Annotated in this window: 21 protein-coding genes; 12 read left to right on the forward strand and 9 right to left on the reverse strand. The window is 36.0% G+C overall.

Going from position 1 to position 25469, the window contains the following annotated elements; genetic code table 11:
* A partial coding sequence (locus D7V20_RS09485; protein WP_328588407.1) for a CoA-transferase occupies positions 1-96 on the reverse strand: 96 nt, incomplete at its 3' end.
* Between the two features lie 274 nt (positions 97-370).
* On the opposite strand from D7V20_RS09485, the gene pcaU reads away from it, so the two are divergent.
* Entirely contained in the window at positions 371-1201 is an 831-nt protein-coding gene (pcaU, locus tag D7V20_RS09490) for an IclR family transcriptional regulator PcaU (RefSeq protein ID WP_120384051.1), read from the forward strand.
* A gap of 298 nt (positions 1202-1499) precedes the next feature.
* Here pcaU and D7V20_RS09495 read toward each other — a convergent pair whose 3' ends face one another.
* Positions 1500-2675, reverse strand: coding sequence for an OmpP1/FadL family transporter (locus D7V20_RS09495; protein WP_120384052.1), 1176 nt, complete (start codon positions 2673-2675; stop codon positions 1500-1502).
* Positions 2676-3156: 481 nt separating this feature from the next.
* Here D7V20_RS09495 and D7V20_RS09500 point away from each other — a divergent pair, with 481 nt between their 5' ends.
* A complete protein-coding gene (locus D7V20_RS09500; RefSeq protein WP_120384053.1) occupies positions 3157-3885 on the forward strand; it encodes an SDR family NAD(P)-dependent oxidoreductase in 729 nt (242 codons plus the stop codon).
* Between the two features lie 46 nt (positions 3886-3931).
* Here D7V20_RS09500 and D7V20_RS09505 read toward each other — a convergent pair whose 3' ends face one another.
* Positions 3932-6628: a LuxR C-terminal-related transcriptional regulator gene (locus D7V20_RS09505; protein ID WP_120384054.1), complete on the reverse strand. Its 2697-nt coding sequence runs from the start codon at positions 6626-6628 to the stop codon at positions 3932-3934.
* 486 nt (positions 6629-7114) lie between these two features.
* Here D7V20_RS09505 and D7V20_RS09510 point away from each other — a divergent pair, with 486 nt between their 5' ends.
* From D7V20_RS09510 to D7V20_RS09525, 4 genes are all read left to right on the forward strand, one after another.
* Positions 7115-7609, forward strand: coding sequence for a 2,4'-dihydroxyacetophenone dioxygenase family protein (locus D7V20_RS09510; RefSeq protein ID WP_120384055.1), 495 nt, complete (start codon positions 7115-7117; stop codon positions 7607-7609).
* Positions 7610-7680: 71 nt separating this feature from the next.
* Positions 7681-9324 (forward strand): long-chain fatty acid--CoA ligase, encoded by a 1644-nt coding sequence (locus D7V20_RS09515; RefSeq protein WP_120384056.1) that lies wholly within the window; start codon positions 7681-7683, stop codon positions 9322-9324.
* A gap of 34 nt (positions 9325-9358) precedes the next feature.
* Positions 9359-10177, forward strand: a complete 819-nt coding sequence (locus tag D7V20_RS09520; protein ID WP_235831618.1) for an SDR family NAD(P)-dependent oxidoreductase — start codon at positions 9359-9361, stop codon at positions 10175-10177.
* A gap of 600 nt (positions 10178-10777) precedes the next feature.
* Positions 10778-11548 (forward strand): sulfite exporter TauE/SafE family protein, encoded by a 771-nt coding sequence (locus D7V20_RS09525; RefSeq protein WP_120384057.1) that lies wholly within the window; start codon positions 10778-10780, stop codon positions 11546-11548.
* A 104-nt stretch (positions 11549-11652) separates the two neighbouring features.
* Here D7V20_RS09525 and D7V20_RS09530 read toward each other — a convergent pair whose 3' ends face one another.
* On the reverse strand, positions 11653-12747 hold the full coding sequence (locus D7V20_RS09530) for a fatty acid desaturase family protein (protein ID WP_120384058.1): 1095 nt from the start codon (positions 12745-12747) through the stop codon (positions 11653-11655).
* A gap of 12 nt (positions 12748-12759) precedes the next feature.
* A complete protein-coding gene (locus D7V20_RS09535; RefSeq protein ID WP_120384059.1) occupies positions 12760-13827 on the reverse strand; it encodes a ferredoxin reductase in 1068 nt (355 codons plus the stop codon).
* Between the two features lie 140 nt (positions 13828-13967).
* Here D7V20_RS09535 and fabR point away from each other — a divergent pair, with 140 nt between their 5' ends.
* Positions 13968-14663: an HTH-type transcriptional repressor FabR gene (fabR, locus tag D7V20_RS09540; protein ID WP_120384060.1), complete on the forward strand. Its 696-nt coding sequence runs from the start codon at positions 13968-13970 to the stop codon at positions 14661-14663.
* Positions 14664-15381: 718 nt separating this feature from the next.
* Here fabR and D7V20_RS09545 read toward each other — a convergent pair.
* Positions 15382-16152: a response regulator transcription factor gene (locus tag D7V20_RS09545; RefSeq protein WP_235831619.1), complete on the reverse strand. Its 771-nt coding sequence runs from the start codon at positions 16150-16152 to the stop codon at positions 15382-15384.
* 732 nt (positions 16153-16884) lie between these two features.
* Here D7V20_RS09545 and D7V20_RS09550 point away from each other — a divergent pair.
* A complete protein-coding gene (locus D7V20_RS09550; protein ID WP_120384061.1) occupies positions 16885-17901 on the forward strand; it encodes an AI-2E family transporter in 1017 nt (338 codons plus the stop codon).
* Between the two features lie 58 nt (positions 17902-17959).
* Here the strand turns inward: D7V20_RS09550 and rapA are convergent, their stop codons facing one another.
* On the reverse strand, positions 17960-20797 hold the full coding sequence (rapA, locus tag D7V20_RS09555; protein ID WP_120384062.1) for an RNA polymerase-associated protein RapA: 2838 nt from the start codon (positions 20795-20797) through the stop codon (positions 17960-17962).
* A gap of 141 nt (positions 20798-20938) precedes the next feature.
* Complete coding sequence (locus tag D7V20_RS09560; RefSeq protein ID WP_089604817.1) at positions 20939-21583, reverse strand: RluA family pseudouridine synthase; 645 nt, start codon at positions 21581-21583, stop codon at positions 20939-20941.
* 190 nt (positions 21584-21773) lie between these two features.
* Between D7V20_RS09560 and D7V20_RS09565 the strand changes: the two genes are divergently transcribed.
* The 4 genes from D7V20_RS09565 (at position 21774) to D7V20_RS09580 (ending at position 24610) form a co-directional block, all read left to right on the forward strand.
* The gene (locus D7V20_RS09565; protein ID WP_120384063.1) at positions 21774-22076 is read left to right on the forward strand and encodes a hypothetical protein; all 303 of its coding nucleotides are present in this window, start codon (positions 21774-21776) and stop codon (positions 22074-22076) included.
* 8 nt (positions 22077-22084) lie between these two features.
* Positions 22085-22540 carry a hypothetical protein gene (locus tag D7V20_RS09570; protein WP_120384064.1) on the forward strand — a complete coding sequence of 152 codons (456 nt, stop codon included), beginning with the start codon at positions 22085-22087 and terminating at the stop codon, positions 22538-22540.
* A 187-nt stretch (positions 22541-22727) separates the two neighbouring features.
* Positions 22728-23429, forward strand: a complete 702-nt coding sequence (locus tag D7V20_RS09575) for a YidX family protein (RefSeq protein ID WP_120384065.1) — start codon at positions 22728-22730, stop codon at positions 23427-23429.
* A gap of 242 nt (positions 23430-23671) precedes the next feature.
* A complete protein-coding gene (locus D7V20_RS09580; RefSeq protein WP_120384066.1) occupies positions 23672-24610 on the forward strand; it encodes a phosphatidylinositol-specific phospholipase C domain-containing protein in 939 nt (312 codons plus the stop codon).
* Between the two features lie 152 nt (positions 24611-24762).
* Here the strand turns inward: D7V20_RS09580 and D7V20_RS09585 are convergent, their stop codons facing one another.
* Positions 24763-25389: a cation transporter gene (locus D7V20_RS09585; protein WP_120384067.1), complete on the reverse strand. Its 627-nt coding sequence runs from the start codon at positions 25387-25389 to the stop codon at positions 24763-24765.
* Positions 25390-25469: the final 80 nt, after the last annotated feature.

The raw sequence follows: 25469 nt of genomic DNA on the forward strand, positions 1-25469 counted from the left end.
CTGCCCAGCTGTTCCAAAACCACCAATCATGATGGTTGAGCCATCTGTAATTTGGGAGAGTGCTTCCATCATGGATAATGAACTTTTATCGATCATTAGATAACTCCATTGTGCATCATGCAAATCTGAAAAAGGTGCGAAAAACTAACGTATACTGGTTAATGATTTTGCTAAAACACCATTCCCTAGTTTTTTAGTTAGATTTCCTTATTCACTCATTTTTTATAATTTATTGTTCTTTGGCTAGATAGTGATCATAGGTTTTGTTCGATGATCGAACAAAAACAACAAGTATCGAACAAAACCTGATTATTTTACTCTGATTTTAAGTTATAGTAAAAAATAGATAAGCGGTAAACTGGATAAAGATATGGATATAACTGAAGAAATAAACGAAACTAAAAAGTGGCTTCACAACCAAGACAACAAAAAAACTATTCGTCATGAAGACTTTATTGCAGGTATTAGTAAAGGTATGGCGATTTTAGAATGCTTTGGTCCAGAAAAGCATCGTTTAAATGTCACTATGACTGCAGAAAAGACAGGGCTAACGCGAGCCGCAACAAGACGTCATTTATTAACACTTGAATACTTAGGCTATTTAGATTTTGATGGACATTACTATTATTTGACACCAAAAGTTTTGAAATTTTCAGGTGCTTATTTAAGCGGTTCTCAATTACCTAAAATCTGCCAACCCCTACTAAATCTTTTAACGACACGAACTGCGCTTATTTTTTCAGTCATGGTATTAGATGGTTTTGAGGCGATTACCATTGCTCGCAGTGCATCATCTCAACAAACTGATCGGGTAAATCCTTATGGGTTACATCTTGGTAATAGATTACCTGCACATGCAACTTCTGCAGGTAAAATATTACTTGCTCATTTGAATATATCTGAACAAATTCAATGGCTCGAGAAGTATCCTTTAAAGCGCTTAACCAAATTCAGTTGTACCGATAATGCGACATTTCTAACGATATTAGAGGGAATTAAAGAACAAGATTGGTGTTATTCAAGTGAAGAGCATGAGTTAGGTGTTCATGCTCTTGCTGTTCCCATTTATGGACCGAAAGGTAATGTTGTTGCTGCGCTTAATATTGTTTCACCAACCACCCGCATCTCTAAAGAGAATTTAATTGAGCAAATTCTTCCACTACTTCAACAAACGGCAAGTGAACTCAGGAATGTTATCTAAACTCGCAGATTTGTCCTTAATTTTACCGTTTGAAATTACAACAATGCTGTTGCCAACTCCTTCGGTTCTCATCTAATATCATTCAGTTTCTTTGAGATGATAATCAGAATACTCTTTTGGATACCATCGAACTGTGCCGATCTTCCTTATAAAAGCACTAGAATGCAAAAGGATTGGATAATTTTTTGACCGTGTAGTGATTTAATTTACTGTTTTTTATTATTCTAGACTAACACATCTATTCTGCTAGTCTAGAGTCTAGGCTTATTGGAAAAAACTTAAGTAAATTGAATCTTCTTTATTTCGAAGAAGAGTAAGAAAGCTTCATCCCAACGATATAGCCTGTATTGTCTTTGAAATCACCAACAACTTGACGGCTAGATAATTCCCCTTTTGCATCACCAAACCACATGTAGCGACCACCCAAACTGAAAGCTAAATTTTGACTCAAGTTATATTTTGCTCCCAAACCAACGCCCCAATAACCATCTACTGGCCCTAAAGTTGGTGCCGGATCTCCAGCGCCTGAATCCCATAAACCAGAAACAGAAATTGCTAAATTTGGAGACAATTGTTTACCAAGACCCAGTTCAACTGAAGTCTGATCTTCGGAATAATCAACTAAAGGTATGCCTTTACCTAATGCGATTGAAGTCGATGCTTTCAGTACGGGTGGGTAATACGCAAAGTCCTTCCAAGGCACATAACGCATTTTGGCATAAATAGCCGTTGTTTGATTTAAACCTGTTTGCAAATTTAAATTGAATGACTCTGGTGTAGTAATATCCCCTTGATTACTGTGCGAGTAATCACCTGCATAAACAATATCAGCTAAAGGATCATCCTCATGAATTGTAGTCTTATGTTTGATCTCTGAACGATAGGTTAATGATGCTAAGATTCCCATTTCAGGTTTAGCATAGCTCATACCTGCAACCCACCCCAAAGCAATATCATCAAAATGATTATTATAACCACTACTTACATCATAGGTTAAACCTCGTAAACGTACATCAGCCTTAGTCTCTTGCAATGCAGGACCACCATAAACCATCACATTTTTATTTACGTTATAGCCTAAAAGGGTGGTCACATTTTTCACTTTCACATTTACACTTGTACTTGCATCATCTGCTGGGCGATCTTTTGCAATAAAGTTATTTTCACCTTCAAACTTCACTTTCGCACCGAATGGTTCGTCATAGATAACAGCTAGACGTAAATTAGGAACTAAATCAGTTTTCACTGCATAGTTAAGTGATTGGAAGTCTTCTGCCATATCAGAAATGTGATTCCCGCTGGTATCTTTACCAGTAATCTTAGGCGAAATATGGATATAACCTAATTCCGCATAGGTCCCATTTTCAAAAAGTGCATCAATTTGCTGTGGTGAACGCTCAAGACCCGCTGCATAGGTCTGAACTGCAAAAACTGAAAGTACAGTAACTGCAAGACTTTTTTTATCCAATTTCATTTCTAATCCTTTAGTGAAGATTTAAACCTTAAATGCTTTACGTCCCAACAAAAAAGCATTCATTGTGTTTAATTAAATTGTGGCAAATTTAAATCTGATAGTTGCTGTGAAATATCAGTAAATGGCCTTTACCTGAATGTCTTTTAAATGTTTAAGAATGCTATATCTCTGTTATTGTCGCGGTTGCTTTCCTCTCAACCCTGATCATTGACCAACCGATTTCACATCGATATTTCGCAGTGCAATACACTGCAAAAACATAACCATTCAACATTCTTTTCGCTCAAACACCATCGATGTCGAAAATATTTTACGCTTTATGGTCAGTTCAGGCAGATTAGCAAGCCTTTAATATCAATCAACCATGCAAAAGAATGGTTATAGAATGGTTTTCACGTTCCATTCTTTTCTTTTATCCCCTTCACCATTACCTTAAATAACATCAGAGCGAACTGATGACATCAAATAGGACGAAAAGAAAATGGAAACTTTCAACACAACCATGTTTCAAAATAAAATTGCGGTTGTTACTGGTGGAACATCAGGTATCGGATATGCCGTAGCAGTGGCTTTTGCTCAAAGAGGTGCAAAAGTTTGGGCCTTAGGTTTACAGAGCGATAAAGCGATCTATCCACAAGGTTTAGATATCCAAGCTGTAGAAATGGACGTGACTGATAAAGAAGCAGTCGACCAATTTTTTTCCAAACTTGACCGTATAGATACGTTGTTCAATGGTGCGGGAATGGGCTCTGTTTCAGAGCATGAACTAGATACTTATAAAAAAGTACTGGAAGTGAATTTAACCTCTGTTTTCTATATCAGTGAGGTTGCAGCTAAAGCATTGGCAAAATCTGATAACCCTTCAATTATTAATGTCTCTTCATTGTATGCAATATTTGGGTCTGCGATTGCGCCTGCATATTCATGTTCTAAAGGTGCAATTGATCAACTCACCTTCTCACATGCACTAAGCTTTGCCGAAGCAAAAATTCGTGTTAATGCTATCGCACCAGGTTGGATTGATACACCGCTTATCCAACCGCTTAAAGATATGCCTGAAGTCTACGGCGGTATTATGCAACGTTCACCAATGGGACGATTAGGTAAACCCGAGGAAGTTGCTAATCTTGTGGTGTTCCTTGCTTCAGATGCAGCAAGTTTCATTAATGGTAGTATTGTGAAAGTGGATGGGGCATATTCAATCTTCTAAGATCCAAACCCACACACTGAAAAAATTTAGGGTTCTTTTCCAAGGGTTAATGTATTAACCCTCTTTTTTTTGCATCTTTTACTGCTTCTAATCTTGAACGAACTTGTAACTTATTATAAATGTTACGTAAGTGCCATTTTACCGTATTTACAGATAGGAAAACGTATTCTGAAATTTCAGCATCTGTAGATCCATCACTGACTTTTTCCAAAATCTGAATTTCACGCTTAGATAACAACTCTGAATCTCTTTCTGAAAGTTTTGTATGCAATACTATTGATTCTTTTTGTGTCGACGGAGAAAGTGTAAATAAATATTGAATATATGCGAATAACGGTGCGACACTTTGTCGCTTTTTTTTATTTAAATATTGATTAAATTGCCCAAGTATTTCCCAAATCAAAGGATGTTCATCTAAAATAATACGTACAGCCTGCGTCGACATCAACATTGAAAGGGCTTTTTCCAAATATTCATAGGCAACCGTATACTGCGCCAATTGATAATGTGCAATTGTCTGCAATAACTGAATACGCAGCTGACGTAGTGGATAAACAATGATAAGCTGCGCTTCAAACAATAATCCATCAATAGCCTTTTCAATTTCACCATTAAAAATAAGTCTACGGTAAATCAATAAATCATCACCTATCAATAGATTGGTAATATTCATTTGTTTTGCTGTTTTCGACAATTGGAGATTATCTTTGTCACTCTCGAGCGTATATGTTACATCCGCCTGCTCCAATCCATATTGATATTCATTCACCATCTGTACTGTTTTTGCAAGGCGTGGCAACGACCAATCATTGGTTTTAATTTGAGACTGGGTCAAGCAAGTTTGTTCAAAAACAACATCTTCACGTAAATGAGCAAGCCGTAATTGTAAAACATAGCCTATAATGACCATATCTGGGATAACGAGTTGATCCCCACCATTAAAGTCTTGTAGCGCCAATTCCGCTAACTCTATTTTATTCATTTCATAATACAGATCCGCTTTTAAACTACTGGTGATCGCATTGATCACAGCGTGATTACTGTGTTCTATACCTAGTTTTATATAATCTGCACTTTTACCAATTTGATTAAACTTTTCCTCAGCTAAAGATAAATTCCCCATCAAACGTTCACATGTAGCGTCAATACAATCTGTAAAAACCAAACCATATAAGTTGCAGCCTTGTACATAAGCAGCTCTTGTTTGAATCACTAATTTTCGCGCTTCCGATATTTTCCCCATACAAATCTGATATAAAGCACAGATACCAATCAATGGTCCTCGAGAAAAATAAGCACTTTCAGTCAGTTTTTCCAAATTCTGCTGTGCCAAAACATAAGCTTGCGCCAAATCATCTTCAAGCAGTGCAATTAATGGTGCAATTCCTAACTGATCTTCTTTTAATATTAAATTTGGGCTTTCCTCTAGGCTATCCCAAAGTTTTACAAAATAATTGGCTTGTTGGTTTTGACGTGTCAGCAATAATGACCAAATCACGTCATACAATAAATTTAGATGTTTTATAAGAATATGTTCTGGTAGTTGCTTTACCAGTTCGAGGAGAGAATAAATGCGTCCTTCTAAAATCAATTCACGGCTAACCGTGACCAGTAAATCTAGTGCCAGCTCCTGATTATCGGCCTGCTGCGCATGATAAATTGCTTCCATTAAGAAATGCTGTTTTTTATACCAATATGCAGCTTTTGAATGGGCTTGTTTAAATTTATCAATATCAAATAATTTAAAACGATTTTCTAAAAAATCTCGAAATAAATGATGTATGCGATACCATTGTCTTTGTTCATCCACAGCCTGCATGAATAGGCCTCGATGTTTAATCGTGTCCAAAAATGGTGATGCTTGTGAATGTGCTGTAACTTCTTGAATCAATCCTAAATTTACTTTTCTTAAAACACTTATTTGCATTAAAAAGAATTGCATTTCTTCAGGCAATTGCAAAAATACTTGTTCACTCAAATAATCAACGATCTGGTTATGTATACCACTTAAATTTTGAATAATACTGTTGGCATCATGATCTTTTTTTAAATATAAATTGGTGAGCTGAATACCTGTAATCCAGCCTTCCGTTTTTTCTATTAACAGTTGTACTTGATCTGAACTTAAAGCCACATTTTCAAAATTTTGTTGCGATAGAAATTCTATTAATTCAGGAATCTCTTCAGATTTAACACTCAGAAGCCTTTCATCTGCAAGATATAAACGTCCCTGTAAGATTTCTTTAGAAAAATTCCATTCAGGCTTGATCCGAGAGGCAATAATTAAATTTATATTACTTGGCAAATATTGATACAACCACCAAATCATATTTAAACAATCTGAATTTTCTAATACGTCCAACTCATCAATCAATAAAACATGTTGCTGGCCAGATGGTGCAATCTGATCTAGTAGCTCCAAAATATTATGCTTATTGATCTGTCCTTCTGGTACAGAAGACAATTGTTCTAAACCCAATAATGAAAGCCATAAATACTGAAACAGTCGTATAGGATCATTATCATCAACATCGAGCGTTAACCAATGTATTTGCTTTCCCTGATATAAAGATTGGTCACTCAGTTGACACATCAACATAGTCTTACCATATCCAGCAGCAGCATGGATAAAAAGAAGTGCTTTATGACGATATTGCTGCAAATGATTGAATAAATTTGCTCGCTGCATAATTACAGGATTCAAAGTCGTTGGTCGACTCAGTTTTGTTCTTAAAACTTGCATATTTTCGTTTCATCCAATCCTTTTATGGATATTGCATTACCGTTTATATTTCCATTCCCTTGAACTTAAATACAAGCTCAAAATTCACGATATTTTTACAGACTATTTCTTTGAAGATTTATCTTTCGACGATATTTCCAAGGCTACTTTCCAAAATTTTACATAGTTGGCCCAAAATCAGCATCAACTGTATACATCAGAAAATAAATGAAAAGCAAAATTTTTTAAATGTAACATTAGATGAAAAGTCATTCTAATCATAATATTGAACAAAAAATAAAGCTCAGCTTTCGCAATTGCATAAGATTTATCCACTATGACCTGAGTGAATCCCCCCTCTTATTTCCATTCTTTCGAGTGGTTTAAACCATCATCAAGATTGTTATGCTGTTAAAAGTAAAACAAGACGAACGGAAATTTAGTCGAGATCCCAACTGGCGCATCCGAAAATTTCCTCAAACTTAAAAGACATACATGGAGTTTGTCATGAGCATTGCACAATCAGTCAACCATCAAGATCGTTTATTAACCATTAATATTAATGATGGCGAAATCAAAAATGCTTTACCAGGCGTACATGTTACACCTTGCTTTTTAGATCCAGATAATGGTGTATGGGTGATTCGTGCACGTTTTGATGCAGGTACGACCCTTCCACGTCACTTCCATACTGGTGTTGTACATTTCTACACCACAGCAGGTTCATGGCACTATATTGAATATCCTGAAGATGTTCAAACAGCTGGTAGTTATTTATTTGAACCAGCAGGTTCTATCCACACTTTAAGTACACCAGAAGGTGCTGAAGGCTTCATGATCATTGAAGGTGCCAATGTCAACTTAAATGACGATGATTCACTCATGTTCATTATGGATGCTGGTTGGATTGAACGTACACTGCTTGCTGTTGCACAACAAACAGGGCAAAAAATGCCACGTTATATCAAACCAGGTGCTCCAGTTGGATTTAACGACCAATAAATAATTGAAAGACTTTTAGTTTCGACTAGAAGTCTTTTTTTTGAGAAAAATAGCCACCAAGGATGAATAAAATGTTTGGCAAAATGATGCACCAATCTTTGTTGATTAGTAACTTAATTGAACATGCAGCAAAGTATCACTCGGACACCCCTATTATTTCACGGGAAGTGAATAGTCAAATCACTACGACCAATTGGCTCCAAGTTCGACAAAACAGTAAGCGTTTAGCCAATGCATTTAGCTCATTTAATCTAGAGCAAGGTGATCGTCTTGCAACGATTGCATGGAACAATCATCGTCACTTAGAATCTTGGTATGCTATCTCTGGTAGTGGCTATGTTTGCCATACTATTAATCCACGTTTATTTCCTGAACAATTAATTTTCATTATCAATGATGCTCAAGATAAAGTGATTTTCTTTGACAGCACTTTCTTACCTTTAATCAATGCTATACAAGGTAAAGTACCTACCGTAGAACGATTTATTTGCTACGGTGCTCGTGATGAGAAAATCGTTGAGGCATTACCTCATGTGCTTTTCTATGATGAATTGATTCAAAATCAGTCAGCTGAATTTGCTTGGCCACAGTTTAACGAGGAAACACCTAGCTCACTCTGCTATACCTCAGGAACAACTGGAAATCCTAAAGGTGTGTTGTATAGTCATCGTTCTACACTTTTACACACCATGGCAATTTGCTTCCCAGACTCTTTAGACTTATCTGCCAGTGATATTGTGATGCCTGTTGTACCAATGTTCCATGTCAATGCATGGGGTGTGCCATATGCCGCGGCAATGACGGGTTGTACTCTGGTACTCCCTGGACCAAATCTAGATGGTGATAGCTTGGTCAGTTTGATTGATGATTATAAAGTTACCATTGCACTAGGCGTACCGACCATTTGGCAAGGACTTCTTACAGCTGCTAAGAGTCGTGGCACTCGATTAGAAAGTATGACTCGAAATGTTGTCGGTGGGGCGGCTTGTCCTCCTTCAATTATTCGTGACTTTAAACATAATTATGCTTGTGACACGATTCATGCATGGGGTATGTCTGAAACAAGTCCTTTAGGAACAGCAAACCACCCCAAAGCAAAACATGCGGCATTGAGTGCTGAAGACTTTGAGAAACTACGCTTAACTCAGGGTCGTCCACCCTTTGGCGTTGAACTCCGTATTGTAGATGGTGAGAACCTCACCCCATTGCCAAATGATGGTCAGACTCAAGGTAATCTACAAATACGTGGAGCTTGGATTGTTGATCATTACTTTAACCAAGAGCAAAGTGCCCTGACCACTGATGGTTGGTTTGATACAGGTGACATTGCAACGCTAGATGCAGATGGTTATATGACGATCTGTGATCGTGCGAAAGATTTGATCAAATCTGGCGGTGAATGGATTTCTTCAGTAGAAATTGAAAATATCGCGGTAGGTCATCCTGAAATTCGTATGGCTGCAGCAATTGCAGCACGACATGCAAAATGGGATGAACGCCCAATTCTGATTGCAGTTAAAAATGAAAATTCTACGCTGACTGAAGAAGAAGCACGTGCTTATTTTGAAAATAAACTTGCTCGCTGGCAAATTCCAGATGTGGTGATTTTTGTAGAAGCCTTGCCTGTTAATGGCACTGGTAAAATTGTAAAAGCTGAACTTCGTCATCAATTTGGCGATGTGCTTCTAAAAAGCGAAGTTGTTGAATCTGTTTAATGAAATCACATCAACACTCATAAGGGAATTTGAGATGAAAAAAAATATGAAAACAGCATGGGTTACTGGTGGTAGTAGCGGTATCGGTCTTGAACTCACGAAATATTTACTTCAAGACAACTATCAAGTCTGTATCTTTGCCCATGCAGGTATTGAACAAGCCGTTGCCAATTTACAAAAACATTCTTCGAGTATCTGTGGTTTTGAAGTCGATGTACAAAACGAAAGTATCTTAGACACTCAATTTGCCAAAGCTGTTGCAGCTTTTGGAGTACCCGATTTGCTGATTAACTCAGCGGGGATTGGTATTGCAAAGTCTTTTGAAGACATGACATCTGAAGAGTTTTTAAGACAGATTAATATCAACTTAGTCGGCAGTCGCAATGTTGCACATGCTGCCTTGCCCTACTTAAAACAGGCAACACAACAAGGCAAGTCACCTAAATTAGTTTTAATTGCATCCGCGGCTGGTTTAGTCGGTTGCTACGGCTATACAGGCTATTGCTCATCTAAATTTGGTGTGGTTGGTTTAGCAGAAGTGCTTCGTATGGAACTTCGTAGCCAAAAAATTAAGGTTGCCGTGGTTTGTCCACCAGAGATTGAAACACCGATGGTGGTTGATGAACGTAAAAATGGTTCACCGATTACTGCGGCATTAAAACAACTTGGAGGAAGCCTCCCCCTTGAAAAAGCCTGTAAAGATATTTACAACGGCATTATGTCTAATCAATTTATGATTATTCCAAGTACCCAAGCCCGTATACTGGCCAATGTTTCCCGTCTATTGCCAAATGTCTATCGTAGCCAAATAGATAAAAAGCTGGATAAAATCATGCAAAAACTTGCTTCTTGATTTAAGGTCTATTGTGATTTCAGATATGCTCTAAATCTAGATCAATTTAATAGATAAAACATATCTTGGCGTAAATTCAGGATCAATAACTTGTAAAAAGATAGGCATTAGGGTCAAAACTCAATCATGACAAAAATTGAATACCTTAATGTCTATCGATATAAAACTGACAACGCTTGCAAATTAATGATTTTTGTACTGAGATTTCTAATCATATTCAACTGCAGATGTATCGGCTTCTAGGTACATAAAGAAATTCATCAGCATCGTATATCCGCATGTAAGTCAAGAAAGCCCCTTAGTCGATTGTTTTTATGGTTTTAAAATGGATTTCATTTGTGATCATATTGGGCACCTCATTTCCTATTTGTTGAATTACCAAAAAGCCAAGCTATATGACCACAAAATAAAATAAAGCTGATTGAGCATTGAAAATTAAAAGCTAAGCTATTTAGTGCGTGTGAGTGGATATACGTCAGGTATTTAGTAGATTTTAAAGCCTATTGAATTTAAATCTGCTCAAACCTAATTCACATTTATTCCTTTTATTTAAATATATTCTATGATGGTTCTCTTAAATAGCCTTTAGAAAACGCTGTAATGGAATACGAAACAATATTACTCAGCCTTGGGTTTTTTGCCTTTTGTGCGGGTTTAATCGATGCAGCAGTCGGTGGCGGCGGTTTAATCCAACTCCCTGCGCTAATGCATGCGTTCCCAAAGCAAAGCCTAGCAACTATTTTTGGCACCAATAAAATTATTGCCATGGCAGGTACAGTTTCATCAGCTTTTGCTTACTATAAGAAAGTCTCTATCAACTGGAAATTAATACTCCCAACGATGTTGGCAGCATTTATATTCTCCTTTTTTGGCGCAATGTCTGTTTCATTGATTCCTAAAGAACTGATGCGCTATATCGTATTTTTCCTTCTCATTATTATCGCAATTTACACCTTTGCCAAAAAAGACTTAGGACAAATACATACTGTTTTGCAAACAGGTAAAAAAGAAATTGCCTTAGGGATATTTTTTGGTGCATTGATTGGTTTCTATGACGGAATTTTCGGCCCTGGCACGGGAAGTTTTTTACTCTTTCTATTTGTTAAAGTATTTGCATTTGACTTTTTAAATGCTTCTGCCTCAGCCAAATTGGTCAATGTAGCAACCAATCTTTCTGCCATGTTCTTCTTTATTCCTGCTGGACATATTTTGTGGATGGCAGGCCTTGTTTTAGCTGTGTGTAATATCTTGGGTTCATTTGCAGGAACAGCATTGGCCATAAAATATGGTAGTGGTTTTATTCGGATTTTCTTTTTGATTTTACTGATTTTCTTAATCAGTCGTATGGGCTATGATTTGTTCTTTCATTGAACATTTATACCTGAAATTACTGAATATAAAATCATTTCTATCTCATTAAAAAATAAAAACCACTCGAAAGTGGTTTTTAAAAGAAAGTCTTAAATCAAAACTATTTATTTCTTAAATGGAAATGCATATTTGACAATACGTCCTAAGACTTGACCGTACTGCTTAAACAAACTGGCATTGTTATAATTTAGGCCATATTTTTTACATACAGCTTCGACCTTGGGTGCCATTTTACGATAACGACGTGCAGGTACTTCTGGGAATAGATGATGTTCAATTTGATGACTTAGATGCCCTGTCAAAATATGAAACGCTTCTGAACCTGTTAAATTTGATGATCCACGAATCTGACGCATATACCAGTGACCACGGCTTTCATTCTGTAGTACGCTTTTTGGAAAAACCTCAACGTCTTTTGTGAAATGCCCGCAGAAAATAATACTAAATGTCCAAATATTACGGATACCATTGGCCACTAAATTACCAGTAAAAACAGGTAATGCTGCAGGTCCTGCAATAAGTGGAAAAAAGAGATAATCTTTAAAAAACTGTTTGCCAATTTTTTTCTGAGTCGGTTTCCACTCTTCTTTAAACTGTGCCCAAGTTTTTCGCTTATAGATCAGTTTGCCAATTTCGAGATTTTGAATAGCAACCCCCCATTGGAACAACAAACAGAATGGAATTGCATATAAAGGTTGTAATAAATGCCCTGCTTTCCAACGTTGTTCTGGAAATAAACGCAATAAACCATAACCAATATCATCATCCATACCTTTAATATTGGTATAAGTATGATGTTTATAATTGTGCGTTTGACGCCAATTATCTGAAGTTCCAACGATATCCCATTCGTAAGTTGTACCTTTAAAGCGTGGATCATTCATCCAGTCATATTGCCCATGCATAACATTATGACCAAGTTCCATGTTTTCCATGATTTTGGCAAAACCGAGTAAGCCTGTACCCAACAGCCATGCTGGTGGGAACCATCCTGCAAATAAACAAGCACGACCTAAAATGCTGCTATAACGAATCGCAGCGTACACTTTTTTAATGTATTGAGCATCCTTTTCCCCAATATCATCCAGTACTTCTTGCTTAATTGCATCTAACTCACGTGCAAGTTCGTCTAATTCAAATTGAGTTAGTTCACGGTTTTTAGGATTGGTAAAGTATTGAATTTTAACTGGCATATTCATGATAAAACTCGCTTAAATATCGATAACTAAATCAGTTTGAGCTGTATTGACACAGATTCTCAGTAAATTATTCGGTTCTGAATTTTCTGAACCATTGACTAAATTCTTGGTTGCGCCCTGTGCTTTGTTACATGCACATTTATTGCAAATTCCCATACGGCAACCATGTTGTGGTTTTATATTTTGTTGCTCAAGTCCGACTAAAATAGACTGACCTTTTGGAATCGCAACCACTTTATTCGACTGTGTTAATGTCACGTTGATAAAACCAATATCATCTGTGATTACAGGACTTAGACTAAAAGCTTCACTCTTGAAGTCTTGAACATTTTCAAACAATGCTTCTGCTGTTGAAACAAATCCTGAAGGCCCACACACATATACGGTACTGTCCTGTAGATTTTCAATATGATTCAGATGTTCAACATTTAAACGGGAATCCGCAAGTTGTTCTTGGGTATAAAATACTTCAAATTTAAATTGTGGAAATTGCTCGCTGAAATGATCAAATACTTGTTTAAAAGCAACGTCTTCATGCTTTTTGACCCAATACATTAAATGTACTGCTTGTTGATCTAATTGTCGCGTCGTTGCTAATTGCTTGATTAGGCTGTACATCGGTGTAATACCACTACCCGCTGCCAAGAGAATCAAATTTTGTGAGTTTTTTGGAACCAGCATTTCTCCATAAGGAACACCAAACTCAATCACATCATCAATTTTGGCATGATCATTCAACCACTGGCTGACAATACCTTGATCTACTTTTTTAACAGTTAAAAGTACATGTTGATGATCTAGTTGCGTCAGACTATAGGTTCTTTCATAGCGAATACCTTTTATTTCGATAATAATCGGATGATGTTGCCCTGCTTGCCCCATTTTAAAGTGACGATTGACTTGAATGGTTAAGCTCACCGTGTCCGCTGCGGATTGTTGCTTTTGAACAATTTTTCCTAAAGCCTGTTGAACAGACCATAAAGGATTAATTTTCTGTAGCCAAAAATTAACACTATGTTGACCTAATACGATGTCAAACATTGAATTTACGGGAGATTTTTGCTTTTCAATAGCGTGCATTTGAGCTCACCATTTGTCTAAATTTTAATTATTATACACATGTATATATATTTGTATATACACTCGTATTGTATCTAGTCGTTTCATTTATGTGACTGCAACCGCTATAATGGTTAAATAATTTAATTTATTTGATATTTATGAATCAGACTTCTGCAATTTCTCAGGATCCATCTACACTTCAAGAGCAATATCATGAGCTTGAGAAAGTATCTGTGCGTACTGTTGGCAGAAAAGCAACGATTACTAAAGAAGAATTATTCCAAGCTGCGCTCAATCTGATTGGACCTCAAAAAAGTATCGCTTCATTAAGCTTAAGAGAAGTTGCACGAGAGGCAGGTATCGCACCAAATAGTTTTTACCGACATTTTAAAGATATTGATGAATTAGCCATTGAACTGATTGAACTCTCAGGTGGCGTCCTACGCCGAATTTTGCATCAAGCTCGTATAAAAGCCATCAAACAAAGCAGTATTATTCGTAGTTCTGTCGAAGTTTTTATTGAACAGTTAGATGCAGATGAAGGGAATCTCAGCCTTTTACTCCGTGAAGGTTATACAGGCTCAATTCAATATAAACTTGCTGTCGATAAACAATTGAATTATTTCCAACAAGAACTTCAAGAAGATTTAATTCGCTTAGAACGCATTAACAATAGTAAATTGGCGCATCCTGATTTAGTTGCCAAAGCCATAACTCAATTGGTGTTCAACATGGGCGCTAAAGTGATTGATTTACCTGTCAATGAGCGTAAAGAAGTGGCGGAACAAACCATGATTATGATTCGTATGCTACTTGAAGGCTCTCGTCATTTAGATGAAGCTCAAATTCGCTAATTATTCTTGAGTACGGGCTTGCTATCTACAATTCAAACGATGACTATGATTAATGCAAATCATGCGTTTGATGATTTGGTATGTAGCATTCGAAGAATACCTTCAGTGAGTTGATTATCATTAGGCTTTTATCAAAACTCACTGAGCTTTTTTATCGAATATTTACACTTACAATCAGCCCATTATCAATTTTACTTTTAAGGACTTAAAATCATCGAAAATAAACAGAAATATTTTAAGAAAGGCTATTCTTCATAAAAGTTTTCTTTATAACACACCACCCTATTTTAGTTTAATTTAACGATTTATATTTTTATAATATAAAGTTTCATTTTTAATCCAACAAATGTTTACATAACCTCGCCTTATTAGAGCACTAACAATAAGGTGTAAATAAAATACATATTATAATATCAATAATAAGTAGTCTTTATAATCACAGGATAAGATTTAATATCATTACAAATTGATATTTATCTTATGCAATATTTATTAAAAAAATCCGTTATCCAACAAAAGTAAGATTATATCTAATAATTTTTTTTAAATTCTTACAGAAAATTGTGGCTTAATTATTCACTATGCAATGGCGATAATAAAGTTTGCGAAAACCCCACGCACTTATAAAAAAACCATTTTAGTTTAACTAAAATGGCTGAGTATTTTGAGCAATTTAAGCTTAGATTGAGCTAAAAATTCTGATCAATCTTAAAGAATATTAATCAATGAGCCCTATTTTCTTTGCAGCATTGATTGCTTTAGTTCTAGAGTTTACTGAAAGTTTGTGATAGATATTTTTAATGTGGCAATCCACGGTAAACTTCGAAATACTCAATGTTTCAGAGATTTCTCGGCTACTATTTCCTGCTGCAACTAAAATCAAAATTTCTAATTCTCGTCCTGATAAATTACTTTCCATTTTATGTTGTGAACACGATGGTTTAACGTCATCATCTATATGATGCATACTTTTCAGAATTTGACTGGCAACAAATGGGTCTATAATTACCCCACCGCGTAACAAACTACGAATTGCAAAAATCAGTTCAAAATCATCACGTTCCTTTAGCACATACCCTGAAGCACCAGCAGATAATGCTTTTAAAATAGTGTCTACAGAATTCCATGCTGAAACCACCATAATCGGTGTTTTGTTGTCATTCTTTCTTTCACGCATGTAAGAAATAAAATCGATACCATTACCATCGGGTAAGCCTAGATCGACCAAAACCAGTTCAGTGTGCTTCTTTTCATAAATTTCCTCAGCCCCTTTAATTGTTTGAGTAAAATTTAAGTCCTCATCCTTATAACCAAAGCCCACGAGTATTTTGTACATACGCTCTTGAATAACTGGATCATCTTCTAAAACAAGAACAGGCAACCTTAATTTACAATCTATATTAAAAATATTATCAAAGTGTTCATCCATTTTATGATCATCTTCTAATGTATGAGTAGGTAATGGTAGTTGATAGTCTAAAGAAAACATGTATTCTACTCCTTCCTTACTTCTTAATATTTTTAGTTTAAAAGTACTGATAAGACAATAACCAATATTGGGTATATTTCATATAATCTTAAATAAATATTTAGCCTCTTATAATAAGCGTATGAATTCTATTACTTTAATGATTATGTAACATATTTTATTAAGCAGAGTATTTCTTTATAATTTAAAACACATTCTATTAAGATTTAATTAACATTAATATAAATTTTAAATTACTTATTTTTAGTGATTTATTATCTGAATGCATTGAACTAATTTAATCATCTAAAGTGAAGACATCTTTTTCCTTATCGGGGATGATCAGTATTTGCTTAAGTATAAGAACACAATTGAGTTCAATTTACTGGGGAATTTTTTAATATCTAGTTGTTGTTTTTAGTTATGCTTCAATATTTTTTAAGTGTTTAGCAGGGTTTAAATATGCCATTTTAAACTTAATTAGCTTAAGTTCATTGAGCAGTGATCAACCATGTTTTTCTATGTATAAAATGCACTCAAGTCCCTCTTTGCTGATGAACTGCACATGTTCATCAGCCTTTTTTTGCACAAAAATCTATGTAGTGGCCTTGAGAAATCAATACTTTCATTTAATTTTAAGTATTTCACACTATAAATAAAAATAAGCCTAGAATTGCTTAAATAAATAGGTATCTCCATCACACTTAAACACCCCTGAAAATCCAGCACTACATAAGCGATTTGGACAATTCAATGAATCTACTGAACAACCGTCAAAGTATTCTTGCAAGTTATATCATCATGTTCATCGCTTTAATTTCAATTATTCCACTACACCTTCTTGCAAGTTTCTTTGCTGGTTTTGTGATCTACGAAATGATCAATAGTTTAGGGAACATTACTGAACGATACATCGATGGTCAACGTGCGAGACTCACCATTAGCGTAATTCTTGGCATTACGATTGTGACATTGATTACTTTTGCGATTACTAGTCTGATTAGCTTTATGCAACATGATGTGCAAGGTTCAGGGATCAATGCATTAAGTTTGCAAATTGACGCTACACTGCAAAAGCTACAACTTGAAATTGCACAGTATATCCCTGGATTTATTCCCTATACTTTACCTGAACTGAAAGATCAAACATTGGCTTTGATGAAAGACAATTTATCTACACTGAAACATACAGGCACTGATTTCATTCATAATCTTGCCACAATGCTGATTGGTTCAATTATTGGCATATTGGTTTCATTAAACCGTTTACATAAAATACCTGAGCATCCTGCATTTAAACAAGCCATGATTCAACGTATTGAAAACTTATCAATATCGTTTAAAAATGTCGTATTTGCTCAATTCAAAATTTCACTGATTAATACTGGGTTATTTCTGATCTTTTCGCATATTCTCTTACCAATCTTTGGCGTAGATCTACCCTTTGCCAATACATTGGTGATTTTGACTTTTATTTTTGGATTAATTCCTATTGTCGGAAACCTGATTTCTAACTCGATTATTGTGATTACAGGCTTAACCATTTCAGTAACAACTGCGGGTATTGCACTGATTTATCTAATTTTAATTCATAAACTTGAATACTTTATCAATGCTAAAATTATCGGAACAAAAATCCATGCTGCCTCATGGGAAGTCTTGTTGGCCATGCTGATCTTTGAATCTATTTTTGGACTTGCAGGTTTAATCGTTGCACCTATTTTCTATGCCTATATCAAACTTGAATTAAAAGAAGCCAAGCTGATCTAAGAAAAAACAAAAGCTCCCGAAGGAGCTTTTGTTTTGTTTGAGAATCAACAAGTATGAATTATGGTTTAACCACAACAAGGATTTGAATCGCTTCTGGCGTTACAGATAAACCATCCAATAAGCCCAAACCTTCTTTTTGGAATTTCTGTAAGCGTTCAATTTCATCTGCACGAATACTTGGATTGAATTGTTTTAGATACGTTAAACGATCAATTTCATATTGCCATTTACCACCATAAATTTCTTTTGCCTGCTCACGCAATGTCGGCAATGCACCTTTAGCAATATCAAGGGCTTGTGCATAACGAGCTTCAACCACTTCACGGCGTGCTTTCACCACTTGACGGCAACTATTGCTGTCTAAATGGTGCAAGTACGGTTTAATGATCTCAGGATCAAGCTTAGCCGTGATATCTTGACCATTTTCAGTCAATAACACACGAATCAATTGTGTCGGCAAACTTGAAGGTAAATTCAACGCTTTAGGTGCAATGACATCCACTTTAAACCATACTTCTAACAAGATTGTCCCTTGTTTCAAAGCATTGGTTTTAAGAATTGCCACATTGGTGCTACCAAAAGATTGTGTACGGATAATTTCCATCACACTTTCAGTAAATGGATGTTCAAGTGTTAAATACTGAGCATCTTCACGAATCTGTGCTTGATCACGGTAGAACGTTGCTGTCATCCCTTCTTCATCAATATCTAAGCCTTGGACTTGCATTTGATCAGTTGGCTTAATGATGACTGTGCCATTACTTTGTTCATCAAAATCAATGTTCGTCGATGCCATAAAGCGCTTCATAAACATTGGCAATAATGTATTGTCATCATAATCTTCAAGCGCAGTCACAATTTCCTGTGCAACTAAAGGACGACAAGAGTTGTATTCGAGCAAACGATCACGCCCTTCTTGCAATTCATTTTCAAGTGCTTGACGTTGCACGTTTACAGCTTCAAGAAGCTCTTCAAATTCCTGACCTTTGTCAGTCAATAAGCATTCTTTTAAATCGAGAATGAAGTTTTCTTGAAGCGTTTGCGCTGTTGGAGAAATACTACTGAAAATATTCAATGCTTCATTGTACCAACGGAACATACGCTCTTGTGCTGTTCCTAAAAGATAAGGCACATGAATTTGAATACGATTTTCCTGACCGATACGATCTAAACGACCAATACGCTGCTCTAAAACATCAGGGTTTGCAGGTAAATCGAATAGCACCAAATTAGAAGCAAACTGGAAATTACGACCTTCAGAACCGATTTCAGAACAGAGTAAAATCTGAGCACCGTAAGAGTCTTCTGCGAAATAAGCCGCTGCTTGATCGCGTTCCAAAAGGCTCATGCCTTCATGGAACATCGCTGTGCGAATACCTGCATGAATACGTAAAGCATTTTCCAAAGCTTCGACCACTGGACCACTACGTGCAATCAGTAATACTTTATGGTGTTTTAAATCTGTACGTAATTTTTCCATCAACCACGTCACACGTGGGTCTGTTTCCATCCAAGCACCATCAAGCTGTGCTTCTTCTGGCCACATTTGCTCACGTAACTTACCGTCTTTAGACCAGTGCTCTGGTGCTGGTAACGGCGCAGGCTGGCAGTCACGACCAGGGAAACCCTGAATTGCTTCACGTGTGTTACGGAAAAGAATACGGCCCGTACCATGACGATCTAAAAGTTCATGAATCGCACGGAAACGATGTTCAGGTTGGTCTTCAATCGGATGACCAAGTAGCTTTTCGACAGCGGCTAAATGCTCTGCTTCAAGCGGAAGATCAGACATCAACACTTCTGCAATTTTAGCGGTATGATGATATTGCTCTTCTTCATCTAAGAAACGATCAAGAGAACTAAAACGTTGTGGATCGAGTAAACGTAAACGAGCAAAATGGCTTTCTACACCCAATTGTTCAGGTGTTGCTGTTAATAACAATACACCTTCAGTTTTTTCTGCAAGCTCTTCTACAAGGTCGTAACGGTCATTACCACCTTCTTCTTCACTCCACATCAAATGATGTGCTTCATCAACAACAAGCAAATCAAAGCCTGCTTCAAGTGCTTGATCACGCAGATCATCATGGTCGATCATCAAATCCACTGAAGCAATAATGCATTGCTCAGTTAAGAATGGATTGAGTTCAGGATCATGTTCTTTAATTGAAGCAGTACGGGTCAAATCAAACAATGAGAAGTTCAGATTGAAACGGCGGCGCATTTCAATCATCCATTGATATTGCAATGAATCAGGTACCAGAATCAAAATACGCTCAGAACGACCTGTTTTGAGTTGTTGGTGAATAATCAAGCCTGCTTCGATGGTTTTTCCTAGACCAACTTCATCGGCAAGTAAAACACGCGGTGCAAAACGCTTACCCACTTCATGCGCAATATAAAGCTGATGTGGAATAAGACCTACACGTGCCCCCACTAAACCACGTAATGGTGAAGTTTGCATATTGGCTTGCATTTGCAAAGCTTCAATACGTAAGTCATACCATTCTTTATAGTCAATTTGGCTTGCAAGTAAGCGCTCTAATGGTTTAGACAATTGAATTTGCGCACCAATACGTGTTTCATTCAATGCCTTACGTTCTTGTTCACCATTTTCAAGCGTGCGGATTACGTTATAGCGAATCACACCATTGCGATCATCAAATGATTCTACAACCCATTTCGTGCCTTCTTGGTCCTGAACTTCATCATTTACATTGAAGACAATACGAGATAGAGGTGCGTTGTTACGTGCATAGACACGCGTTTCGTCACTTTTCGGAAAGAGAATACTAATTGAACGTTCATCGACATCAATCAATACACCTAAACCTAATTCAGTTTCTGTGTCTGATAACCAACGTTGACCTATAGCAAATTGTTGCAATTTTTCCACCTTTATCTCAAGTTAGGACCGAAACACAGTTGCTCAAATCAGGAGAATATTTGAACAAAGTATACCGCCTTTACGCAATACTTTTTGACATAAAGCTCACTAAATTCTGAGCTTTTTCACGATCTATTTAAAAAATTTTGACTAAAACGGAACTGGACAATCAAATTGTACAAGCTCCTCTGTTTTAGGATGATGAAAACTCAGTTGTTGTGCATGTAAACATAACCGAGGCATCAACTGTTGTTGCTCTGCAGTTGCATACAAAGTATCACCAATAATAGGATGACCTAAATATTGCATATGAACACGTAACTGATGTGACCGCCCTGTAATTGGTGTGAGTTCAACACGTGTGACAGGCTGTCCTTGTATTTGAAAATGCTCGATTGCTTTCCAATGTGTTAAAGCAGGTTTGTTATTTGAAGGATCAACAATATGTAATGGCGGATGCTCAGGATCATAAATTACAGGAATATCGACAGTACCTTCACCTTGCAAATTTCCAGCAACAACGGCTTGATATATTTTAGATGTTTGGCGTTCTTGAAACTGACGTGAAATACTTTTTTGTCCCCATTTACTTAAACCGAATACAAGAATACCTGAGGTATCTCGATCTAAACGGTGAATCAGTAAAGTTTTGGGTTGTATTTTCAATAAGCGATTAATCACACAATCTTGTAAGTCTTCTGTTTTTCCGGGAACTGTGAGTATGCCTGCTGGCTTATGAATCACCATAAAATCATCTTCACGATGTATCAGGTGCTCGGTTAGAAAATTACTCAAGGTTCAGTTCCGCTGATCGTGCAAACAAGCGAGCAATTCTATGAATCTTGGCATGAAATTACAATGAATATTTTCGTTTTTTAGCTATATTCATCGGACTAAAAGCTTTTTATACAAAAAGTAATGTTTGCAAATATTATGACAATTGTTATGCTTGTAATATGAAAAAAATTATGTATTTGAAAACAAAATGGATAATCGTTTTAGTATAAAAACCTTTATTAAAGTAATGTATCCAAACGAACATCAAGTTCATGAATATATTTTATTACATGATATGAAAAGAACAGTATTTTCTGTTGTTTGTTGTCATTGTTATATTCAAAAACCAACTTTTGCTGAGTATCAAAAAAGCCAAGAGCTCGTTGATGAGATACTTTCAGGTTTTCCACCAGAAGAACGTGATGAATGGTTTTCTACAATCCAAGAAGCCATTCAAGAGCATGATTTAGCTTTTAATAATTTTTACAATGATTTTGTAAATGATAAATAAGGTATTTTATGGAATTAGGCACAACATCTCATACTGGTGATTATCCATTTATGGATAAACTTCATAAGATAAATCATCATTTCGACAGACTATATTTCAAATCACTTCGCAAAAAACAATATGGTGGAATAATTACCGATTGCATCATTGTTCCAATAAGTGTTTTTGAAGAAGAAAATGAAGATCTAAAATGGCATAAGAAAAAGTTTATACAAAAACATAAAAACAGGGATGGAGACTCTGAAGCATCTATTATATTTAACTTATATATCAATCCATTAATTATACAAAAGTTATCAACTGATGAAATTCAGCAATTGTATTGTGATTTAATCATTAATCAATTAAATGATCCAAACTTCAAACTTCCCAAAAACTTTGACAGCGTGGTATTTAAGTTAGATCTTAAAGAAATTGTTGAAGATTTTAGACAACAAAAAATTCCCAATGAAGATACTATTTGAAGAGCCTTCTGACTATTCAACGAATCAAATTTTGAATTTCTATATTACATTTTGCCAACCCACAACCTAAAAAAAAGAATAAGTTATTGATAAAGCAGTTTTTTGCCGTATTTTTTGGCAACTTATCAACTTAACGCTGGTTTGATGAAATGTTATAAACAATCAATTCAAACAAAATGAGTAAAACATGAAAAAAACTAGCCACACATTGACTTTGGCAATCTTATGTTCTTCAAGCATATTCATTACAGGCTGTGCAACCAAAACCCTTTTAGAAAAAGATGATGGTGTCCGTACTCGCGATGTACAAAATGTTCTCGTAAATGACACAGTACTCGCTTTTGGAAAACCATCGCAAAGCATCACGAATCTTCCTGCAGACAGTATCGTGATTGCAGGACAACAAAACAGTTATGTGCTCACCTCGGGTGGCGCACGATTTGCCAAAGTTATTACAGGGCTTGATCCAAAACTTATTCAAATAGACAAAGAGCTTAAATTCTATTCTGAAAAAAATGATGGGAAATTTTCAGGCACATTACCCTTGAAATACGTCAAACTTTCAGAAGATGTCACCAAACAAGATCGTGAATTTTTTATTGAAAATGGTGCAGAAGAATGTACAACTTCAAGCGATCAACGTTTAAAAGCACAACGTTTTTGCTTTAATTTGGCTTTATCAGGATTGATTTTTCCTCCTGCAAAAAACAGTGCTTCACTTAAACCACTGAGTAAACCCTATAGCGTCAGTATTTATACCTATACGCAAGTCAAAGACTATTCTCAAGTCGGTAGTAAAACTGCTGATAAATTGGTACTTTTTCCTTTCGCGGTTGCATTTGATGTGGTGACCTTACCTTTCCAAGCCATTCAAAAGATCTTTGATTGATGGGTATGACGGTTAAAATAAAGTTTTAAAACGCTTAATTCATCAAACAAACTGAGCTTTTACATGTAATTTAAAGCTCAGTTTATCTGCAATTATTTTGTTACAATATTTTAGTACAAATCATTGTTTTCACTAAAAATAAATAAAGAAAATTAAACCTAAATTTTACTTATTTTTAGTGATTTCCACATTTAAAAAAAATGAATACTTTATCAATATAAACATCAAAGTTGAGTTCTGCGATGAATCTTGGAATAAATAAACACGTATATAGTGTGGCAACGCATAATTGGATGAGACATTTAAATCCAAACTTAAAATTAAGTGAAATCACCATCCCGGGGACACATTGCTCAGCGACTTATAATTTTGATGACTCGATGAATCATCTTAAACATCAGAACTATACTTTACTCGAACAACTTCATGATGGGATCCGTTATTTGGATATCCAGTTAGCATGTACACATCCCGAAGATTACACTTTGAGTGTGATTCATGATCGTTACCATTGCCAAATTAATTTTGAGCAAGTGCTTTTGACCTGCAAAAGCTTCTTAAAACGCAATCCTACAGAAATCATCTGTATTCAAATTGCGCAAAGAGAAACTAAGTTTTTCAATTTTAAACGTAATTTCATGTATCACTTAGAAGAGTATCTAATTGAAGGCGATAAAACCTATTTTTCAGAATGTGATCACAATACAACACTCAGTGAATTGAGAGGAAAAATTGTGTTCTTTAATCATTGTACTGCGATCAGTGAAATCGGTATTCCGTGCCCAGCTGGATTATATGAATACTCAAATCACTTGGACCAAAAGTTCCGTATCTTGCCATTACAATATCAAACCGAAACTTCAGGTCAAATCGCGGCAATTAAAAGAGTGATTGATGAGGCTTCAACCAACAACGATGACACTTTATACATTAGCTATAACTGTGTACAAACCCATTCTGAAAAAGAAACACCTTATGACTTAGCTTGGGGCAATGGTTTAACTGCATATCCAGTAATGAATAAATCATTGATGGTTATTTTGGAAAACTTACCGAATCATCCAGCGCGTATAGGTGTTATTTTATTGGATTATTACCGTAATATGGATAAAAATGGCTTCAATCTAACTAAAACCCTGATTGAACTTAACTTACGCTATAGTGTGAAGAATTTCATATGATTAAAATTCTAAGCATAACTCCATTAAAGTAATCATTTGATCTTAATGGAGTTATTTAAAATTAGCAGTTCAGTTCCTATAGATTATCATATCAAAACACAAAACTAGAGAAATCAAACAGTAAAACAAAAACCACATTTAAAACCATCAACTTAAGCATTGACCATCTTATTCTGTTTTCTTTCTTGCACTGCTTTTTTAATCACTTGATAACCACCAGTTAATCCCAGTATAGAAATCACCAAAGCGACCATTAGATCTGGAAGCAAACTGCCTGTACCAAACACACCTACCGCAGCAAAGATCACGGCGACATTCCCAATCGCATCATTACGGCTACATAGCCATACCGACTGCATATTGGAATCACCATCACGAAATGCGTACAGAACCACAGCAGCAATAACATTGGCAATTAAAGCAAGCACACCGATGACACCCATAGTCATCGCTTCAGGCGGAATACCCTGTACATATGCATAGGCAGTTTTTGCAATCACAACCAAGCCAAACAAAGCCATGCTGAGACCTTTCATTAATGCGACTGTCGCACGCCAATACAGACTTGCACCTAAAACGGCCAGTGAAATTCCATAATTGACCGCATCCCCAAAGAAATCTAGAGAATCTGCCCAAAGTGCCGATGAATGCGCATAAGCACCACCAATCAACTCAACGAAGAACATAGTTAAATTGATAAACAAAGCGATCCATAATGCTGTACGAAACTTACTGTTCGGTTTTTGTGGCGCAGGTTCATGGCTACAAGTACATGCCATAACATTCCTCACTTGAATAAATCATCATCTGTATTATGCTATTCAAAACCATGGAGTAACTCCAAGGTCAAGTCGATTCT

This window comes from Acinetobacter rongchengensis (genome assembly GCF_003611475.1).
GTDB classification, from domain to species: domain Bacteria; phylum Pseudomonadota; class Gammaproteobacteria; order Pseudomonadales; family Moraxellaceae; genus Acinetobacter; species Acinetobacter rongchengensis.